The sequence below is a fragment of the Sporosarcina sp. FSL K6-1508 genome, assembly GCF_038007465.1.
GTDB classification, from domain to species: domain Bacteria; phylum Bacillota; class Bacilli; order Bacillales_A; family Planococcaceae; genus Sporosarcina; species Sporosarcina psychrophila_B.
Window position 1 is genome coordinate 1,143,816 of record NZ_JBBOXF010000001.1, and the last position, 19,385, is coordinate 1,163,200.

The window sequence follows — 19,385 nt, forward strand, 5'->3', positions numbered from 1 at the left end:
ACCGGGGTGATCCAGATGGTGGAGAAAACATACGTTGTAGACAGCATATCGGATTTCACCGGATTATCCGACGGAGAAATCATAGCAATCATCCACGAAGGCAACACGGATGCGCTTAATTTTCTTATTAAGAAGTATCAATCTTTTGTCAGATTGAAAGCGCGCTCATACTTTTTAATCGGCGGGGACCGGGAAGATATCATTCAGGAAGGCATGATCGGCCTGTACAAAGCAATCCGCGATTTTAAAGAGGATCGATTGAGTTCATTCAAGGCGTTTGCGGAACTTTGCATCACGCGGCAGATTATCACAGCTATTAAAACTGCAACAAGACAAAAGCATATTCCACTTAATACGTCAGTGTCATTGGACAAGCCGGTATTTGACGAAGAGTCCGACCGCACATTGCTAGACGTAATTGCTGGTCCTGTTCTGGATGATCCTGAAGGTCTCATGATTCACAGGGAAGATTTTGTACAGATGGAAGATGAAATGAATAAGGTGCTAAGCAGTCTTGAGAAACAAGTGCTCGCACTGTACCTAGACGGCCAATCGTACCAGGAGATTTCTGAAGAGTTGAATAGGCAAGTGAAATCTGTGGACAATGCTCTTCAGCGGATAAAACGTAAACTTGAGCGCTATATGCAAGTCGATGCAGTGTGGTGATTATCCATTTCCATAGTATTGACATCATCAATGGTAGATGGTACTCTTTAGCAAGACTATGAGAAGATGCTCAAGAAGTCCGGGGATATAAGGCTGCAGAGGCATTTAACAGTTTTCATCTCGGCTCCTCGCGCCCTTAAATATGCGCTGCGTAGGCTCTTTTCGAATAAAGAACAATGAGTCGCAAGGGGTGACGGAATGTCTAAAAAAATTATTTTAAGTTGCGATACATGCGGATCACGAAACTATTCCGTGCCGGCACGGAAAGATAAACCAACAGAACGTTTGTCAATTAAGAAGTTTTGCAGACATTGCAATGCACATCTATTGCATAGACAAACGGCATGAAACAGTTAGTTAAGAAGCAGGATCATACTTATATTCGGAGGTTTACGATATAATGGGCAAGTTAATTGGTTTTTTCAAAGACGTTGTCTCGGAAATGAGAAAAGTCAGCTGGCCGAGACGCAAAGAATTGACGCGTTACACAATTGTTGTTCTTTCAACAGTCGTTTTCATGGCGGTCTACTTCGGACTCGTTGACCTTGGCATTTCACGAGTATTAGAATGGTACCTTGCGTTATAATAAAGGAATATGAATATTTCACTTGAAAAATATCCCGTCAAGCAGTATGAACGGGGTTTTTCAATTGTTAAGGCTTCAGGTACCGCCCTGCGATAGAATGTCTCGATCTTAGACCGCTTGCTTTCATCGCTTATGCCTGTCTGGGCTGGACGGCGCCTGGTGCTTTTCTTATTTGTACGAAAAAAGGAGGGACGGACGTTCAGTCCTCGTCACTATGGATATGGAGAAAAATTGGTATGTCGTGCATACGTACTCCGGTTATGAGAATAAGGTGAAAGCCAATCTGGAAAAACGTGTTGAAACGATGGGTATGTCTGATAAAATATTCCGCGTGGTCATTCCGGAAGAAGAAGAAACAGATTTTAAAGACGGTAAAAAACGTACAGTTCTGAAGAAAACTTTCCCGGGTTATGTTCTTGTGGAAATCATTATGACGGATGATTCTTGGTATGTTGTTCGGAATACACCAGGCGTTACGGGATTCATAGGATCATCAGGCGGAGGCGCAAAGCCAACGCCATTGCTTCCTGAAGAAGTCGATTTCATTCTCAAACAAATGGGCGTGAAAGAGCGTAAAGTAGAGATTGACTTTGATCTCGGCGAAATGGTTGAAGTATTGGAAGGTCCATTCGCGAACTTCCAAGGTAAAGTGGAAGAAATTGACGAAGATAAAGGTAAAGTGAAAGTATCTGTGGATATGTTCGGTCGAGAAACGAAAATGGAGCTTGACTTCGAACAGGTTCAAAAATTATAATCATTTGTCACTTGCGCACATAGCGAAATAGTGGTATCATTTCAAAGGTCAGACTGTAAACAAATGGTCTGGTCGAATTATCCAAATTCTACCGGTGCAAGCCGGCAGGCACATATGAGTGGGAGGGGTAACCCTATTACCACATCACGGACTTAAGGAGGTGTGTCTCGTGGCTAAAAAAGTCATTAAGGTTGTTAAATTGCAAATTCCTGCTGGGAAAGCGAATCCGGCTCCACCAGTTGGACCGGCGTTAGGACAAGCAGGTGTGAACATCATGGGATTCTGTAAAGAATTCAATGCGCGTACAGCGGATCAAGCAGGCCTTATTATTCCTGTTGAAATTTCTGTATTCGAAGACCGTTCATTTACTTTCATTACAAAAACTCCACCGGCAGCAGTATTGCTGAAGGTTGCAGCTAATCTTACAAAAGGTTCAGGTGAACCGAATAAGAACAAGGTTGCTACTGTAAAACGTGATAAAGTTCGCGAAATTGCAGAACAAAAGATGGAAGATTTAAACGCAGCGTCAGTTGAAGCAGCGATGGCAATGGTTGAAGGTACTGCTCGCAGTATGGGAATCACGATCGAAGACTGATCTTGATTTTATAAAGCAATAGTTGTTTGTAGTGGGGGTTGCGCTTGTTCTCCGGAGCACGCAACCCTTATTCGTGGGAGGTTTAACCCGTTAAAACCACAATCGAGGAGGAATTTTTAAATGGCTAAAAAAGGTAAAAAGTTCACAGAAGCTGCAAAACTAGTTGAACACATGAAAGCGTACGACGTTAAAGAAGCAATCGAGCTTGCGAAAAAAACAAGCACGGTTAATTTTGACGCAACAGTTGAAGTTGCATTCCGTCTTGGAATCGATACTCGTAAAAATGACCAACAAATCCGTGGAGCAGTTGTACTTCCGAACGGTACTGGTAAAACTCAACGCGTTCTTGTTTTCGCAAAAGGCGAAAAACTTAAAGAAGCTGAAGCTGCTGGTGCAGACTATGCAGGGGATGCTGAATATATCGCTAAAATCCAACAAGGTTGGTTTGACTTTGACGTTATCGTTGCTACTCCGGACATGATGGGTGAAGTAGGGAAAATTGGACGTGTTCTTGGACCAAAAGGACTTATGCCTAACCCGAAAACTGGCACAGTAACATTTGACGTAGCGAAAGCAGTAGCAGAAATCAAAGCAGGTAAAGTTGAATACCGTGCGGACAAAGCGGGAATCATTCACGCGCCAATCGGAAAAGTTTCATTCGATGATGCTAAACTTGCAGAAAACTTTGCAACTGTATTTGAAACTGTTCAAAAAGCGAAACCAGCTTCTGCAAAAGGAACATACATGAAGTCGGTTAACGTTACGACTACAATGGGTCCTTCTGTAAAAGTTGATCCTTCAAGCGTAGTAATCAAATAATAAATATTGACAAAGAGATAGTCTTTTGATAAGATGATTTCTGTTGTGAATATAACCATTTGTACCGTAGACAGCAGGAGCGGCATGCCGCTTAAAACTTCCTGCCGAGGACAAGACGCTCTTTTTCTTTTAAAAGATGACGACTTTTCAGCCCTCAGTCTGCTTTTGTAGATTGAGGGCTTTTCATATCGGTATAAGTGACCCAAACTTTTTAGGAGGTGTCCAAATGAGCACAGTATTAGAAGCAAAACAAGCGGTAGTTGGTGAAATTACAGACAAGTTGAAATCAGCTGCATCTGTCGTTGTAGTTGACTACCGCGGTCTTACAGTCGGTCAAGTTACCGAACTACGTAAACAGCTTCGTGAAGCAGGTATTGACTTTAAAGTTTATAAAAACTCGATGTCACGCCGTGCTGCTGAAGCTGCAGGACTTGAAGGGTTGAACGAACACCTTACAGGCCCGAATGCAATCGCATTTTCAAACGAGGACGTCGTTGCTCCTGCAAAAATCCTTAACGATTTTGCAAAGAAAAACGAAAAGCTTGAAATCAAAGCTGGCGTAATCGAAGGAACAATTGCATCTGAAGCGGACATTAAAGCATTGGCGGATCTCCCGTCACGCGAAGGTCTACTTTCTATGCTACTCAGCGTTCTTCAAGCTCCAATGCGCAACTTCGCGCTTGCAACAAAAGCTGTTGCAGAGCAAAAAGAAGAACAAGGCGCTTAATATCGCCGCTTGAAATACAACTTGCGGGTTAAGACTACAAGGAATACGCTTGGGCTTGCCTGACTAAAACAATTACTAGGAGGAAAATATAATGACTAAAGAAAACATTCTTGAAGCGATCAAAGAAATGACAGTACTTGAACTTAACGACCTTGTAAAAGCAATCGAAGATGAGTTTGGCGTAACTGCTGCAGCACCTGTTGCAATGGCAGGAGCTGGCGGTGGCGAAGCTGCTGCAGAGCAAACAGAATTCGACGTAATCCTTGCATCTGCTGGAGATCAAAAAATCAAAGTTATCAAAGCGGTTCGCGAAATTACAGGTCTAGGCTTGAAAGAAGCGAAAGCAGTTGTTGACGAAGCTCCTAAAGCAATCAAAGAAGGCGTTTCTAAAGAAGAAGCAGAAGAAATGAAAGCGAAACTTGAAGAAGTTGGCGCATCAATCGAAGTTAAGTAATTTTTGAATAATGAAGAAAAGCTCGTCGGATTTGGACGGGCTTTTCTTCGTTTTTTTATCTTTGGCTTGTGTAAAACAAGTCATTTGATCGTCAGAAAACTCAGGCGATCTTCTTTTTTGTGTTATAAGTTTCTAGACGAGGGGGAAGACTTGCGTGTCTGAACATTACTACTCGGAAAATCCGAAAGTGAAAAGTAATCCGAAAGAATGGTCCGCCGAATTACGCGGAAAAACGCTTCGATTTAAGACGGATGCAGGAGTTTTCAGTAAAGGTGAAGTGGATTTTGGTTCGCGGCTCTTAGCTGAGAGTTTTATGTTGTCAGTAACGGAAGGGTTAATTCTTGACGTTGGTTGTGGCTATGGTCCGATTGGCTTATCGATTGCCGCATCTTTTCCGGAACGGAGCGTTCACATGGTTGATGTGAATGAACGTGCACTCGCTCTTGCTGCGTATAATGCAAAACAAAACAGCATTTCGAATGTGGAGATTTATCCAAGTGATGCATTATCCGGTGTCACGGCAGGGGGATTTGCTGCAATTTTGACGAATCCGCCAATCCGTGCAGGAAAAGAGACGGTATTCAAGTTTTATGAAGGTGCTTTTTTGAAACTGAAAGTTGGCGGTGAGTTATGGATCGTCATTCAGAAAAAACAAGGTGCACCATCAACAATAGATTGTTTGAAAGAACTTTTCGGCAACGTCGAGACGGTTGTTAAGAAGAAAGGCTATTACATTTTAAAAGTCGAAAAATATTGACTGGATAGTCTTGATATGCTAAAGTTGTAAAATGCATAAATTATTATAGTGCGGTCGTATGCCCTTTTGCATGAAAAATGGAAATGAAAGGCATACTGACGATGTATAAAAGATGGTAAAACCGAAAATGAGCTCTTACCGGAACTCGTTTTCTTTTTGTTTTTTTCGATATCATACACTATTTTTATGGTTTCGCAAAGGACTAATATTGTTTTATAAGGGGTGAAAGAGTTGACAGGTCATTTAGTTCAGTATGGTCAACACCGTCAGCGGAGAAGTTTCGCACGGATCAGCGAAGTGCTCGATCTGCCGAATCTGATTGAAATCCAGACGGCATCTTATGAGTGGTTCTTAGAAGAAGGACTGCTGGATATGTTCCGCGATATTTCCCCGATTCAGGATTTCACGGGAAATCTATCGTTGGAATTCATCGATTACACTCTTGGGGAGCCTAAATACCCTGTAGAGGAATCGAAGGAGCGGGATGTAACGTTTGCGGCACCACTCCGCGTAAAAGTACGTCTCCATAATAAGGAGACAGAAGAAGTAAAAGAGCAAGATGTCTTTATGGGGGATTTCCCTCTTATGACAGAAAACGGCACGTTTGTCATTAATGGTGCGGAGAGGGTTATCGTCTCTCAGCTCGTCCGATCTCCAAGTGTCTATTACAGTGACAAAACGGACAAAAATGGTAAGCGTGGATTCGGAGCGACTGTTATTCCGAACCGCGGTGCTTGGCTCGAATACGAAACAGATGCAAAAGACGTTGTCCACGTTCGGATTGACCGGACACGGAAATTGCCGATTACGGTACTCCTCCGTGCTCTTGGATTCTCTTCTGACCAGGAAATCATTGATTTAATCGGTGATAACGAGTATTTGCGCAACACACTCGAGAAGGACAACACGGAAAGCTCTGAAAAAGCGTTACTTGAGATATACGAACGTCTTCGCCCAGGTGAACCGCCAACATTGGATAGTGCGAAGAATCTATTGTTCTCAAGATTTTTCGATGCAAAACGTTATGATTTAGCAAATGTCGGCCGCTATAAGATGAATAAGAAACTTCATGCCCAAAATCGTTTGTTTAACCAGGTAGTCGCTGAAACGCTTATCGATCCTGAAACAGGTGAAATTCTGCTTGAAAAAGATCAACTTATCGATCGCCGTGCATTGGACCGTCTTCTTCCACACTTGGAAAAAGGAATTGGTTTCGAAGAAATCACTCATGCGAGTGGAGTTCTCGATGAAAAAATAACAATCCAAACCATTAAAATTTATTCTCCGAAAAGTGAAGAGAAACAAGTGATTAACGTAATCTCCAATGCTTATGTCGATGATTCCATCAAGCACGTAACGCCTGCAGATATCGTTGCTTCAATTAGTTATTTCTTCAACCTTCTTCATGGTGTAGGTAATACAGATGATATCGATCATCTTGGTAACCGTCGTCTGCGCTCAGTGGGTGAACTTCTTCAAAATCAGTTCCGCATCGGGCTTTCTCGTATGGAACGTGTCGTAAAAGAACGTATGTCCATTAATGATACGCAGTCAATCGTACCGCAACAGCTAATTAATATCCGTCCTGTTATCGCATCTATTAAGGAGTTCTTTGGTAGTTCTCAATTATCCCAATTTATGGATCAGACGAATCCACTTGCTGAATTAACGCACAAGCGTAGATTGTCTGCGCTTGGGCCCGGTGGTTTGACAAGGGAACGTGCAGGAATGGAAGTACGTGACGTGCATTACTCCCATTACGGCCGTATGTGTCCGATTGAAACGCCAGAGGGACCGAATATTGGATTGATTAACTCACTTTCTACATTTGCGAAAGTAAATAAGTTCGGCTTTATTGAAACACCATACCGCAAAGTTGATCCGGTTAGTGGTCGAGTCACAGCCAAAATTGATTACTTGACTGCAGATGTAGAAGATAACTATGTTGTAGCACAAGCAAATGCAATCCTCGCAGAAGATGGTTCTTTCGTTAGTGAAGGAGTTGTCGGTCGTTTCCAAGGGGATAACACTGTCTTTAAACGGGAACAAATCGATTACATGGATGTTTCGCCTAAACAAGTAGTTTCTGCGGCAACTGCATGTATTCCATTCCTTGAGAACGATGACTCGAACCGTGCCCTTATGGGTGCGAACATGCAACGTCAAGCTGTACCTCTTCTCAATCCAGAAGCTCCATTCGTCGGTACTGGTATGGAACATATATCAGCACGTGACTCAGGTGCGGCTGTTCTTGCGAAGTTTGAGGGAATTGTTGAGCATGTTGAGGCAAGAGAAATCCGCGTTCGTCGTATTGAAATGGTGGATGGAAAAGAAGTGAAAGGCGATCTTACAATATATCGTCTTGAAAACTTCATTCGTTCAAACCAAGGGACATGTTATAACCAGCGTCCAATTTGTAGCGTAGGAGATCGCGTTAAGCCGCTTGATATTCTTGCGGACGGCCCTTCAATGGAACAAGGGGAGCTGGCACTTGGTCGCAACGTTCTCATGGCATTCATGACATGGGATGGCTACAACTATGAAGATGCTATCATCATGAGTGAACGTCTTGTAAAAGATGATGTATATACTTCGGTCCATATCGAAGAATACGAATCTGAAGCGAGAGATACAAAGCTCGGACCTGAAGAAATTACGCGTGATATTCCAAACGTCGGTGAAGATGCACTTCGCAACTTGGACGACCGCGGTATTATACGTATTGGAGCCGAAGTTCGTGATGGCGATATCCTTGTCGGGAAAGTGACTCCGAAAGGCGTAACTGAATTGACTGCCGAAGAAAGACTTCTGCATGCGATTTTCGGCGAAAAAGCACGTGAAGTCCGTGATACATCCCTTAAAGTACCGCATGGCGCGGGTGGGATCGTTCTAGATGTAAAAGTGTTCAATCGCGAAGATGGTGACGAATTGCCGCCGGGCGTTAACCAATTGGTTCGCGCGTATATCGTCCAAAAACGTAAAATTTCTGTTGGGGATAAAATGGCTGGACGTCACGGGAACAAAGGGGTTATTTCCCGCATCTTACCTGAAGCGGATATGCCTTATTTGCCGGATGGCACACCAATTGACCTCATGCTTAACCCGCTCGGTGTACCATCGCGTATGAACATCGGACAGGTTCTTGAAATGCACCTTGGTATGGCATCTCGTACTCTTGGCATCCATATGGCGTCTCCTGTATTTGACGGGGCGAACGAACAGGATGTTTGGGAAACGATGGAAGAAGCTGGAATGGACCGTGACGGGAAAACAATTCTGTATGACGGTCGTTCAGGTGAAGCTTTCGACAACCGTGTATCAGTCGGTGTCATGTACATTATCAAACTGGCCCACATGGTCGATGATAAGCTCCATGCCCGTTCAACGGGACCATACTCACTTGTCACACAGCAGCCTCTGGGCGGTAAAGCTCAGTTCGGTGGACAGCGTTTCGGTGAGATGGAAGTGTGGGCACTTGAAGCTTATGGGGCAGCTTATACGCTTCAAGAGATTCTGACTGTGAAGTCGGATGACGTCGTAGGACGTGTGAAGACATACGAAGCAATCGTTAAAGGTGAAAGTGTTCCACAACCAGGCGTTCCAGAATCCTTTAAAGTTCTTATAAAAGAACTTCAAAGTCTTGGTTTGGATGTTAAGATGCTGTCGATTGATTTGGAAGAAATCGAGTTACGCGATCTTGAAGAAGACGATGATATGCAACCAACAGATGCTTTGAATCTTATAAAAGAAAATCAGCCTGTTTGATTTACCTAGTGAAAGATATAAATGATTCTCGGGGGAAGTTAACGTATTCCCCCTTCTCTTTTGAACATCAAGTGTGCGCTTGCTCGGAAAAGCCAATTGCAGCGATTAGACTAGAGGGAGGTAGGCTCCTTGATAGATGTAAATAATTTTGAGTATATGAAGATCGGGCTTGCTTCATCTGATAAGATCCGTTCATGGTCATATGGTGAAGTGAAAAAGCCAGAAACAATTAACTACCGTACATTGAAACCCGAAAAAGATGGTCTGTTCTGTGAACGTATTTTTGGACCTACAAAAGATTGGGAATGTCATTGCGGGAAGTATAAACGTGTTCGTTATAAAGGCGTCGTTTGTGACCGTTGTGGAGTAGAAGTGACGCGTCAAAAAGTTCGTCGTGAACGTATGGGGCATATTGAACTTGCAGCTCCTGTAACACATATTTGGTATTTCAAAGGAATTCCAAGCCGAATGGGTCTTATCCTTGATATGACACCACGTGCTTTGGAGGAAATCATCTATTTCGCATCATATGTAGTCGTTGACCCTGCGGATACTCCGCTTGAAAGGAAGCAATTGCTTTCAGAACGGGAATATCGTATCTACCGCGAAAAGTATGGTTCCAAATTCCAAGCGCTAATGGGTGCTGAAGCGATTGAACGTCTTCTTGCAGCTATCGATCTTGAAAAAGAGATGGAATTCTTGAAAGAAGAGTTAAAAACAGTTCAAGGACAACGTCGTACACGTGCAATCAGACGTCTAGAAGTTGTAGAAGCATTCCGTAACTCGGGCAATAAACCTGAATGGATGGTTCTTGAAGTATTGCCAGTCATTCCGCCGGAGCTTCGCCCAATGGTGCAGCTTGATGGTGGACGATTTGCAACATCTGACTTGAACGACCTGTACAGAAGGGTCATCAACCGGAACAATCGATTGAAACGCTTATTGGATTTAGGCGCACCAGGAATCATTGTGCAGAACGAGAAGCGGATGCTGCAAGAAGCAGTTGATGCACTTATCGATAATGGTCGCCGTGGCCGTCCGGTTACAGGACCTGGTAACCGTCCATTGAAATCCCTTTCTCATATGCTGAAAGGTAAGCAAGGACGTTTCCGTCAAAACTTACTAGGAAAACGTGTTGACTATTCTGGTCGTTCCGTTATCGTCGTAGGTCCTAACTTGAAAATGTATCAGTGCGGTCTGCCGAAAGAAATGGCGATTGAACTATTTAAACCGTTTGTTATGAAAGAACTCGTTGAACGAGGTCTTGCGCACAACATTAAGAGTGCCAAACGTAAAATTGAACGCCTCCATTCGGAAGTTTGGGACGTTCTCGAAGAAGTCATCAAGGAGCATCCGGTCTTATTGAACCGTGCCCCGACTCTTCACCGACTTGGTATTCAAGCATTCGAGCCAATTCTTGTAGAAGGACGTGCGATCACGCTTCACCCACTTGTTTGTACAGCCTATAACGCTGACTTCGATGGTGACCAAATGGCCGTCCACGTTCCGTTATCCGCAGAAGCACAAGCGGAAGCGCGTCTTCTTATGTTGGCAGCACAAAACATTTTGAACCCGAAAGACGGGAAACCAGTCGTTACGCCTTCTCAGGATATGGTATTAGGAAACTACTACCTCACACTGGAACGTAAAGGCGCGTCAGGGGAAGGTACTTCATTCCGTGATGCGGATGAGGCACTTATTGCTTATCATAACGGTTTCGTACATTTACATTCGCGTATCGCTATTCAGGCAAGTTCTTTGAACAACCCTACGTTTACTGATGAACAGAATGGTAAGCTTCTTATAACGACAGTCGGAAAAGTGATTTTCAATGAAATTCTGCCGAAATCTTTCCCGTATATTAACGAGCCGTCAGATTTCAACTTGCAAATCGAAACACCAGACAAGTACTTTGTATCTGGGACTGTGAACGTTAAAGAGCATGTTGCTGAAATGGAACTAATTGAGCCGTTCAAGAAAAAAATCCTTGGAAATATCATCGCGGAGATCTTTAAACGTTTCCACATTACAGAAACGTCAAGAATGCTTGACCGGATGAAAAATCTTGGATTTAAATATTCTACTCGTGCAGGGATTACGATCGGTATTTCCGATATCGTCGTCTTGCCTAATAAAGACGATATCCTGAAAGAAGCACAAGATAAAGTCGATAAAGTGATGCAGCAATTCCGTCGTGGTCTCATAACAGAAGAAGAGCGATATGATCGCGTCATTTCTTACTGGAGCCATGCGAAGGATGTCATTCAGGATAAATTGATGGACTCCCTCGATCACTCAAACCCGATTTACATGATGAGTGACTCGGGCGCACGGGGTAACGCATCAAACTTTACGCAGCTTGCTGGTATGCGTGGTCTGATGGCCAACCCGGCTGGACGAATCATCGAACTTCCAATCAAATCGTCATTCCGTGAAGGATTGACGGTGCTTGAGTACTTCATCTCGACACACGGAGCGCGTAAAGGACTTGCCGATACTGCCCTTAAGACAGCTGACTCAGGTTACTTGACACGTCGACTTGTTGACGTTGCACAAGACGTCATCGTTCGTGAAGATGATTGTGGTACGGATCGCGGATTGGATATCGGAGCACTTATGGATGGAACGGAAGTAATCGAAGGCCTGGATGAACGTATCGAAGGTCGTCACACGAAGAAAACGATTTACCACCCTGAAACAGGTGCTTTGATTCTTAAAAAAGATGGATTGATTACTGCTGATGCTGCTCGCGCAATTTTGGATGCGGGACTTGAGCAAATAACGATCCGTTCTGCGTTCACTTGTAATACGAAACACGGCGTATGTAAATTATGTTACGGCATTAACTTGGCAACAGGTGAAAAAGTTGAAGTGGGTGAAGCGGTTGGTATTATCGCTGCACAATCTATCGGCGAGCCGGGTACACAGCTTACAATGCGTACGTTCCATACAGGTGGAGTTGCAGGGGATGATATTACACAAGGTCTTCCGCGTATCCAAGAGATCTTCGAATCACGTAATCCAAAAGGGGTTGCGGTCATTTCGGAAATCAAAGGGGAAATCATTGAAATCGATGAAATCCGTGAAGGCCAAAAAGAAATTACAATTCAAGGCGATGTAGAAACGCGGAAATACCTCACGCCATACAACGCCCGTCTTAAAGTCGATGTCGGTGATAAGATTGATCGCGGTGAAGTTATAACCGAAGGTTCTATCGATCCGAAAGAATTGATTGTTGTAAAAGACGTTGTTACCGTTCAAGTTTATCTCTTAAAAGAAGTTCAAAAAGTTTACCGTATGCAGGGTGTTGAAATCGGCGATAAACACGTTGAAGTAATGGTTCGCCAAATGCTTCGTAAAGTGCGTATTATCGAAGCGGGAGACACGGATCTGTTGCCGGGCTCACTGCTCGACATCCATCAATTCTCGGATGCGAATGCAGAAGTGCTTAAAGTTAACAAGGTTCCTGCTACTTGCCGTCCTGTCATTCTCGGTATTACAAAAGCTTCACTTGAAACGGAATCCTTCTTATCGGCAGCATCTTTCCAAGAGACAACTCGTGTCTTGACAGATGCAGCTATTAAAGGGAAAACCGATGAGTTACTTGGCTTGAAAGAGAACGTTATTATCGGTAAACTTGTTCCAGCCGGAACAGGAATGCAACGTTACCGTCATATCGTGATGGAGCAAGAAAAAACAGCAACTAAGTAAGTTAGAGTTATATCACTTAAACTTAAAACAGGGGAATACGAAAGTACTCCCCTGATTTTCTTTTATGTGTTGACAGTTTTACTAACAGATGATAAAATACAAAAGGTTGATAGTTGGATGTCTGTACTTTGGAGGATGTGGAAATGTCTTATGAAAAAGTCGAGCAGGCAAAGAAGACAATCATCGGTACAAAGCAAGCAGTGAAAGCAATCCGTGCAGGGATAGTGATAGAAATTATTATTGCGCAGGATGCAGAAGAACGGATTATTGCTCCAGTGATGGAGGAAGCCGCACTTCATGGCGTTCAAGTGACACATGTTGATTCGAAAGAAAGACTCGGAAACGCTTGTGGCATTCAAGTCAGTGCAGCGGTGGTTGCGATTACTGAATAATAGTTTTTGTGCAATGAAGCACAAAGACTTTGTTTTTACCCCAAAAATGAACCACCTGGATGTGTGGTCTTACAAAAGAAGTTCGAAAGGAGGAAAAACCGATGCCTACAATTAATCAATTGGTCCGTAAACCACGTAAATCAAAAGTGACAGGATCTAAATCTCCAGCACTCGGAAAAAGCTATAACAGCTTCAAAAAGTCAATGACAAACGTAAACTCACCACAAAAAAGAGGTGTTTGTACGCGTGTTGGCACAATGACACCGAAAAAGCCTAACTCGGCTCTTCGTAAATATGCACGTGTACGCTTGACGAACTCATTGGAAGTCAACGCATACATCCCTGGTGAAGGCCACAACCTTCAAGAACACAGTGTAGTCCTACTTCGCGGCGGACGCGTAAAAGACTTACCAGGTGTTCGTTACCACATCGTTCGTGGAGCACTTGATACAGCTGGTGTAACTGGCCGTATGCAAAGCCGTTCTATGTACGGAGCTAAAAAACCTAAAGTTAAAAAGTAAGAAAAATTAATTCGAGATAATCATTTCGGAAAGTTAAGGGAAATTAACTCGGAATAATCATTTCGAAAGGAGGAATACAACATGCCACGTAAAGGTCCTGTTGCAAAACGTGACGTACTTCCGGATCCGATTTATAATTCGAAGCTCGTTTCACGTCTAATTAATAAAATGATGGTTGACGGTAAAAAAGGAACATCTCAGAAAATCCTCTATGGTGCGTTCGAGCTTGTGAAAGAACGTTCAGGTAAAGATCCACTTGAAGTATTCGAAGCGGCACTTACTAACGTAATGCCTGTACTTGAAGTTAAAGCACGCCGCGTAGGTGGAGCAAACTATCAAGTTCCAGTTGAAGTACGCCCTGATCGTCGTACGACTCTTGGACTTCGTTACATCGTTAACTACTCACGCACACGCGGTGAGAAAACAATGGAAGAACGTCTTGCGAATGAAATCCTTGACGCTTCTAACAACACTGGTGCTTCTGTGAAACGCCGTGAAGAAATGCACAAAATGGCAGATGCTAACAAAGCATTCGCTCACTACCGCTGGTAAGATTCGGCGAATCATTGACACTCTAATCCGAGACGGAAGGAGATCTATAATATGGCTAGAAAATTCTCCTTAGAGAATACACGTAATATTGGAATCATGGCTCACATCGATGCCGGTAAAACGACGACGACTGAACGTATCCTTTATTACACTGGTAAAATCCACAAAATCGGAGAAACGCACGAAGGTGCATCTCAAATGGACTGGATGGAGCAAGAGCAAGAGCGCGGAATTACAATCACATCAGCTGCTACAACAGCTGAATGGAAAGGCCACCGCGTAAACATCATTGATACTCCTGGTCACGTAGACTTCACTGTTGAAGTTGAACGTTCCCTTCGTGTTCTTGATGGAGCTGTAACAGTACTTGACGCTCAATCAGGTGTTGAACCACAAACAGAAACGGTTTGGCGTCAAGCGACTAACTATGGCGTTCCACGTCTAGTATTTGTTAACAAGATGGACAAAACGGGTGCAGACTTCCTATATTCTGTAGGTACACTTCGTGAACGTCTTGGAGCAAACGCGCATCCAATTCAATTGCCGATTGGTGCAGAAGATACATTCTCTGCAATCATCGATTTAGTTGAAATGAATGCAGTTTACTACGGCGATGATTCAGGTATGACTGCAGAAATCAAAGAAATTCCGGAAGAATTCCGTGCGCAAGCCGAAGAATACCGTGAAAAAATGATTGAAGCGGTTGCTGAATTTGATGAAGCCCTAATGAATAAATTCTTGGATGAAGAAGAAATTACTACCGCAGAAATCAAAAAAGCAATTCGTAATGCGACATTGGCTGTTGAATTCTATCCGGTTGTATGTGGTACTGCTTTCAAGAACAAAGGTGTTCAACTTGTTCTTGATGCTGTAGTTGATTATCTTCCATCACCACTAGATATCCCGCCTATGAAAGGAACAAATCCTGATACTGATGAAGAAGTTGAGCGTCACTCAGACGACAGCGAGCCGTTCTCGGCACTTGCATTCAAAGTTATGACGGATCCTTATGTAGGTAAATTGACATTCTTCCGTGTGTATTCTGGTGTTCTTCAATCAGGATCATACGTTCAGAACTCTTCTAAAGGGAAGCGTGAACGCGTAGGACGTATTCTACAAATGCATGCCAACTCTCGTGAAGAAATTTCTGAAGTACATTCAGGGGAAATTGCTGCTGCAGTCGGTCTTAAAGATACAGGAACTGGTGACACACTATGTGAGGCTAGCGCACCTGTAATTCTTGAGTCTATGGACTTCCCAGAACCAGTAATCTCACTTTCTGTTGAACCAAAAACAAAAGCCGACCAAGATAAAATGGGTATGGCTCTTGCTAAACTTCAAGAGGAAGACCCGACATTCCGCGCACATACAGACCAAGAAACTGGAGAAGTAATCATCGCTGGTATGGGTGAATTGCATCTTGACGTTCTTGTAGACCGTATGCGCCGTGAATTCAACGTTGAAGCTAACGTCGGAGCGCCACAAGTATCTTACCGTGAAACATTCCGTGCTTCAGCGGAAGTTGAAGGTAAATTCGTGCGTCAATCCGGTGGACGTGGACAGTTTGGTCACGTTTGGATTGAATTCTCTCCTAACGAAGAAGGAAAAGGATTCGAATTCATTAACAACGTTGTTGGTGGATCAGTTCCACGTGAATATATTCCTGCAGTAGAAGCTGGTATCCGTGATTCACTTGACAATGGTGTAGTTGCTGGTTATCCTTTGATCGACATTAAAGCTCGTCTATTCGACGGTTCTTATCATGATGTCGACTCCAATGAGATGGCGTTTAAAATTGCTGCATCTATGGCATTGAAAAACGCTGTATCTAAAGTTAGTCCAGTTATACTTGAGCCAATGATGAAAGTTGAAGTTCAGATTCCAGAAGAATACATGGGCGATATTATGGGTGATGTTACATCACGCCGTGGCCGTGTAGAAGGAATGGAAGCTCGTGGTAATTCACAAGTAGTTCGTGCAATGGTTCCACTTGCTAATATGTTTGGTTATGCAACATCTCTACGTTCTAATACACAAGGACGTGGTAACTTCGCAATGTCATTCGATCACTATGAAGAAGTGCCGAAATCAGTTGCTGAAGAAATTATCAAGAAAAACAAAGGCGAATAATAGAATTCAACTTTGTTTCTATTTAAAATGAATTATGAGTAGATATAGGAAGTTAAAGGGGGGCCCCCTTTTAACGCCTATAACTATATAAAAACAAAAAAACTTTTATATTTCGAGGAGGATTTCCACAATGGGAAAAGAAAAATTCGACCGCTCCAAGCAGCATGCTAACGTAGGAACAATCGGTCACGTCGACCATGGTAAAACTACACTAACTGCAGCAATCGCTACAGTTCTTGCAAAAAGATCAGGTGGAGTAGCACGTTCTTACGCGGACGTTGATAACGCACCTGAAGAAAAAGAGCGCGGTATCACAATCAATACTTCACACGTTGAGTATGAAACTGCTACTCGTCACTACGCACACGTTGACTGCCCAGGTCACGCCGACTATGTTAAAAACATGATCACTGGCGCAGCACAAATGGATGGCGGGATCCTAGTTGTTTCTGCAGCTGATGGCCCAATGCCACAAACTCGTGAGCACATCCTTCTTTCACGTCAAGTTGGTGTTCCTTACCTAGTTGTCTTCATGAACAAATGTGACATGGTTGATGACGAAGAACTTCTTGAACTAGTAGAAATGGAAATTCGTGACCTTCTTTCTGAATACGATTTCCCTGGCGATGACATTCCTGTCATCAAAGGATCTGCTCTTAAAGCACTTGAAGGCGAAGAAGAGTGGGAAGATAAAATCGTTGAACTTATGGCTGCTGTTGATGAGTATATCCCAACACCACCACGCGACACTGAAAAACCATTCATGATGCCTGTTGAGGACGTATTCTCAATCACAGGACGTGGAACAGTTGCTACTGGACGCGTTGAGCGTGGAGTAGTTAAAATCGGAGATGTTGTTGACATCATCGGTATCGTTGAAGAACCAAAAAATACAACTGTTACAGGTGTAGAAATGTTCCGTAAACTTCTTGACTATGCAGAAGCTGGCGACAACATCGGTGCACTACTTCGTGGTGTATCACGTGATGATATCCAACGCGGACAAGTACTTGCTAAACCAGGTACTATCATTCCACACACAAAGTTTACATCTGAAGTTTATGTTCTTTCAAAAGAAGAGGGTGGACGTCACACTCCATTCTTCTCTAACTACCGTCCACAGTTCTACTTCCGTACAACTGACGTGACTGGTGTTATCGAACTTCCAGAAGGCGTAGAAATGGTTATGCCTGGGGACAACGTTGAAATGACAATCGATCTAATTGCTCCAATCGCTCTTGAAGAAGGTACGAAGTTCTCTATCCGTGAGGGTGGACGTACTGTAGGCGCTGGCGTTGTAGCAACAATCCTTAAATAATTATTATTAAAAAACCCCGCCCTTAGTGGTGGGGTTTTTTGTTGCCTTTTTTTATTGACAAAGGAAAGTCTCTCTGCTATCTTAATACTATACTTTATTACTTTAGTTGACTAAAGAAACAAATCGCAGGAGGAATACAAATGAATGCTGTAGTTATTGCTGTAGTTGTTATGTTGATTTTAAGTCTATTGAGAGTGAACGTTGTATTGGCACTCGCTACAGGCGCTATTGTTGGCGGATTTACAGGTGGCTTATCATTCGATGAGATAATTGAGTCGTTCACTGATGGCCTGGGTGATGGCGCAACAATTGCGCTCAGTTATGCACTACTAGGTGGATTTGCGGTTGCAATTTCAAAGACGGGCATACCTCAACTGCTTGTAGCAGCGATGTTGCGTATTGTGAAAAAAGAAGGGCAGGCAGATCGTGCAGCTCTAGGTAAAGTGCTGATCGTGTTAATTCTTCTGGCAATGGCCTTATTTTCTCAAAATCTTATACCGATTCACATAGCATTCATACCTTTATTAGTACCTCCGATCTTACATGTATTAAATATGTTGAAAGTAGATCGTCGTCTGATAGCGACAGTCCTAACATTCGGGTTGACGGCTCCGTATATTTTACTCCCTTATGGATATGGATTCATCTTCCATGAAATCTTGGCCAACCAAATGGCAAGTGCAGGTTTAGCAATCGATATGGCGGACATTCCAAAAGCAATGGCGTTCCCGGTTCTTGGGTTAGTTGCGGGTCTTCTAATTGCAATCTTTTTCTCTTATCGCAAGCCAAGGGAATATGCGGACAAACAGATTGAAATCACTGAAGAAGTAGTAGTTGTCAAAACGCGTAATATTGTTTTCACCGTCATGGCTCTTATTGGTACGCTTAGCGTACAGATACCGACGCAGTCTATGATTGCAGGTGCAGTGACTGGGATTGGAATTTTATATATTACTGGAGCACTTAAGTGGAAAGAAGCAGATGGCTTAATCAATGAAGGAATGCGCATGATGGCATTTGTAGGATTTGTTATGATTTCAGCGAACGGATTTGCTGCAGTGCTTCAAGAGACGGGACATGTTATTACGCTTGTCGAATATGCAAGCTCAATTCTTGGAGATAGCAAAGGAGTGGCTGCGCTTGTCATGCTTCTTGTCGGGTTAATCGTAACGATGGGAATCGGATCCTCGTTTGCGACAATCCCAATTATTGCATCAATCTTCGTACCTCTCAGTATGGAATTCGGTTTTAGCACGTTAGCTATCATCGCACTTATTGGAACGGCGGCCGCACTTGGTGATGCAGGATCGCCTGCATCGGACTCTACGCTTGGGCCGACTGCCGGTCTTGATGTCGATGGTCAGCATAATCATATTTGGGATACATGTGTACCTACATTTATTCACTACAATATCCCATTAATTATCTTCGGGTGGGCAACAGTCATGTTTTTTAATTAATAAAGTGTTCGGTCTATTGCTCACAATGTTGCAATATGAGCGTGAGGGAATTATACTAAAAAAGCTGAGAAAAAGAATTCCGCCAAAAGACTTGCGTGATTCTTTTTCTTTGTGTATAATATTGAATGTTGGTCTTTGACTGCGATGAAGCGAGAGGTTGCCGACACACCAGGCCGCT

The 19,385-nt window shown here is 43.3% G+C and carries 17 protein-coding genes and 1 other annotated feature; all 17 genes read left to right on the forward strand.

Annotated features, from left to right (window positions below; translation table 11 throughout):
- Positions 1 to 15 precede the first annotated feature (15 nt).
- The 17 genes from sigH to MKZ11_RS05400 all read left to right on the forward strand — a co-directional run bounded on the left by sigH (position 16) and on the right by MKZ11_RS05400 (position 19,207).
- The gene (sigH, locus tag MKZ11_RS05320; protein WP_340792967.1) at positions 16 to 666 is read left to right on the forward strand and encodes an RNA polymerase sporulation sigma factor SigH; all 651 of its coding nucleotides are present in this window, start codon (positions 16 to 18) and stop codon (positions 664 to 666) included.
- Positions 667 to 864: 198 nt separating this feature from the next.
- A complete protein-coding gene (gene rpmG / locus MKZ11_RS05325; protein WP_340792968.1) occupies positions 865 to 1,014 on the forward strand; it encodes a 50S ribosomal protein L33 in 150 nt (49 codons plus the stop codon).
- A gap of 52 nt (positions 1,015 to 1,066) precedes the next feature.
- Complete coding sequence (gene secE / locus MKZ11_RS05330; protein WP_340792969.1) at positions 1,067 to 1,252, forward strand: preprotein translocase subunit SecE; 186 nt, start codon at positions 1,067 to 1,069, stop codon at positions 1,250 to 1,252.
- A gap of 220 nt (positions 1,253 to 1,472) precedes the next feature.
- The gene (gene nusG, locus MKZ11_RS05335) at positions 1,473 to 2,006 is read left to right on the forward strand and encodes a transcription termination/antitermination protein NusG (protein ID WP_340792970.1); all 534 of its coding nucleotides are present in this window, start codon (positions 1,473 to 1,475) and stop codon (positions 2,004 to 2,006) included.
- Between the two features lie 169 nt (positions 2,007 to 2,175).
- Positions 2,176 to 2,601 carry a 50S ribosomal protein L11 gene (rplK, locus tag MKZ11_RS05340; protein ID WP_340792971.1) on the forward strand — a complete coding sequence of 142 codons (426 nt, stop codon included), beginning with the start codon at positions 2,176 to 2,178 and terminating at the stop codon, positions 2,599 to 2,601.
- A gap of 120 nt (positions 2,602 to 2,721) precedes the next feature.
- Positions 2,722 to 3,420, forward strand: coding sequence for a 50S ribosomal protein L1 (rplA, locus tag MKZ11_RS05345; RefSeq protein WP_340792972.1), 699 nt, complete (start codon positions 2,722 to 2,724; stop codon positions 3,418 to 3,420).
- Between the two features lie 46 nt (positions 3,421 to 3,466).
- Positions 3,467 to 3,615 (forward strand) — a sequence feature (ribosomal protein L10 leader region).
- Positions 3,616 to 3,646: 31 nt separating this feature from the next.
- Positions 3,647 to 4,147, forward strand: a complete 501-nt coding sequence (gene rplJ, locus MKZ11_RS05350; protein ID WP_340792973.1) for a 50S ribosomal protein L10 — start codon at positions 3,647 to 3,649, stop codon at positions 4,145 to 4,147.
- A gap of 91 nt (positions 4,148 to 4,238) precedes the next feature.
- Positions 4,239 to 4,601: a 50S ribosomal protein L7/L12 gene (rplL, locus tag MKZ11_RS05355; protein ID WP_340792974.1), complete on the forward strand. Its 363-nt coding sequence runs from the start codon at positions 4,239 to 4,241 to the stop codon at positions 4,599 to 4,601.
- A 154-nt stretch (positions 4,602 to 4,755) separates the two neighbouring features.
- A complete protein-coding gene (locus tag MKZ11_RS05360) occupies positions 4,756 to 5,358 on the forward strand; it encodes a class I SAM-dependent methyltransferase (RefSeq protein ID WP_340792975.1) in 603 nt (200 codons plus the stop codon).
- Positions 5,359 to 5,589: 231 nt separating this feature from the next.
- Positions 5,590 to 9,123 carry a DNA-directed RNA polymerase subunit beta gene (rpoB, locus tag MKZ11_RS05365; protein WP_340792976.1) on the forward strand — a complete coding sequence of 1,178 codons (3,534 nt, stop codon included), beginning with the start codon at positions 5,590 to 5,592 and terminating at the stop codon, positions 9,121 to 9,123.
- 129 nt (positions 9,124 to 9,252) lie between these two features.
- Positions 9,253 to 12,834: a DNA-directed RNA polymerase subunit beta' gene (gene rpoC / locus MKZ11_RS05370; RefSeq protein ID WP_340792977.1), complete on the forward strand. Its 3,582-nt coding sequence runs from the start codon at positions 9,253 to 9,255 to the stop codon at positions 12,832 to 12,834.
- A gap of 143 nt (positions 12,835 to 12,977) precedes the next feature.
- Entirely contained in the window at positions 12,978 to 13,226 is a 249-nt protein-coding gene (locus MKZ11_RS05375; RefSeq protein WP_340792978.1) for a ribosomal L7Ae/L30e/S12e/Gadd45 family protein, read from the forward strand.
- 101 nt (positions 13,227 to 13,327) lie between these two features.
- Positions 13,328 to 13,747: a 30S ribosomal protein S12 gene (rpsL, locus tag MKZ11_RS05380; RefSeq protein WP_340792979.1), complete on the forward strand. Its 420-nt coding sequence runs from the start codon at positions 13,328 to 13,330 to the stop codon at positions 13,745 to 13,747.
- A gap of 81 nt (positions 13,748 to 13,828) precedes the next feature.
- Positions 13,829 to 14,299 (forward strand): 30S ribosomal protein S7, encoded by a 471-nt coding sequence (gene rpsG / locus MKZ11_RS05385; RefSeq protein ID WP_340792980.1) that lies wholly within the window; start codon positions 13,829 to 13,831, stop codon positions 14,297 to 14,299.
- 51 nt (positions 14,300 to 14,350) lie between these two features.
- Positions 14,351 to 16,429 (forward strand): elongation factor G, encoded by a 2,079-nt coding sequence (fusA, locus tag MKZ11_RS05390; protein ID WP_340792981.1) that lies wholly within the window; start codon positions 14,351 to 14,353, stop codon positions 16,427 to 16,429.
- Positions 16,430 to 16,559: 130 nt separating this feature from the next.
- Positions 16,560 to 17,747 carry an elongation factor Tu gene (gene tuf / locus MKZ11_RS05395; RefSeq protein ID WP_340792982.1) on the forward strand — a complete coding sequence of 396 codons (1,188 nt, stop codon included), beginning with the start codon at positions 16,560 to 16,562 and terminating at the stop codon, positions 17,745 to 17,747.
- A 140-nt stretch (positions 17,748 to 17,887) separates the two neighbouring features.
- Complete coding sequence (locus tag MKZ11_RS05400; protein WP_340792983.1) at positions 17,888 to 19,207, forward strand: Na+/H+ antiporter family protein; 1,320 nt, start codon at positions 17,888 to 17,890, stop codon at positions 19,205 to 19,207.
- Positions 19,208 to 19,385 lie beyond the last annotated feature (178 nt).

Bases quoted from the DNA above. Each gene is read 5' to 3' on its own strand.
- fusA (WP_340792981.1), top strand. From the start codon at position 14,351: ATGGCTAGAAAATTCTCCTTAGAGAATACACGTAATATTGGAATCATG.
- rpsG (WP_340792980.1), top strand. From the start codon at position 13,829: ATGCCACGTAAAGGTCCTGTTGCAAAACGTGACGTACTTCCGGATCCG.
- MKZ11_RS05375 (WP_340792978.1), top strand. From the start codon at position 12,978: ATGTCTTATGAAAAAGTCGAGCAGGCAAAGAAGACAATCATCGGTACA.
- nusG (WP_340792970.1), top strand. From the start codon at position 1,473: ATGGAGAAAAATTGGTATGTCGTGCATACGTACTCCGGTTATGAGAAT.
- rplL (WP_340792974.1), top strand. From the start codon at position 4,239: ATGACTAAAGAAAACATTCTTGAAGCGATCAAAGAAATGACAGTACTT.
- MKZ11_RS05400 (WP_340792983.1), top strand. From the start codon at position 17,888: ATGAATGCTGTAGTTATTGCTGTAGTTGTTATGTTGATTTTAAGTCTA.
- rpsL (WP_340792979.1), top strand. From the start codon at position 13,328: ATGCCTACAATTAATCAATTGGTCCGTAAACCACGTAAATCAAAAGTG.
- rplA (WP_340792972.1), top strand. From the start codon at position 2,722: ATGGCTAAAAAAGGTAAAAAGTTCACAGAAGCTGCAAAACTAGTTGAA.
- sigH (WP_340792967.1), top strand. From the start codon at position 16: ATGGTGGAGAAAACATACGTTGTAGACAGCATATCGGATTTCACCGGA.
- tuf (WP_340792982.1), top strand. From the start codon at position 16,560: ATGGGAAAAGAAAAATTCGACCGCTCCAAGCAGCATGCTAACGTAGGA.
- secE (WP_340792969.1), top strand. From the start codon at position 1,067: ATGGGCAAGTTAATTGGTTTTTTCAAAGACGTTGTCTCGGAAATGAGA.
- rpmG (WP_340792968.1), top strand. From the start codon at position 865: ATGTCTAAAAAAATTATTTTAAGTTGCGATACATGCGGATCACGAAAC.
- rplJ (WP_340792973.1), top strand. From the start codon at position 3,647: ATGAGCACAGTATTAGAAGCAAAACAAGCGGTAGTTGGTGAAATTACA.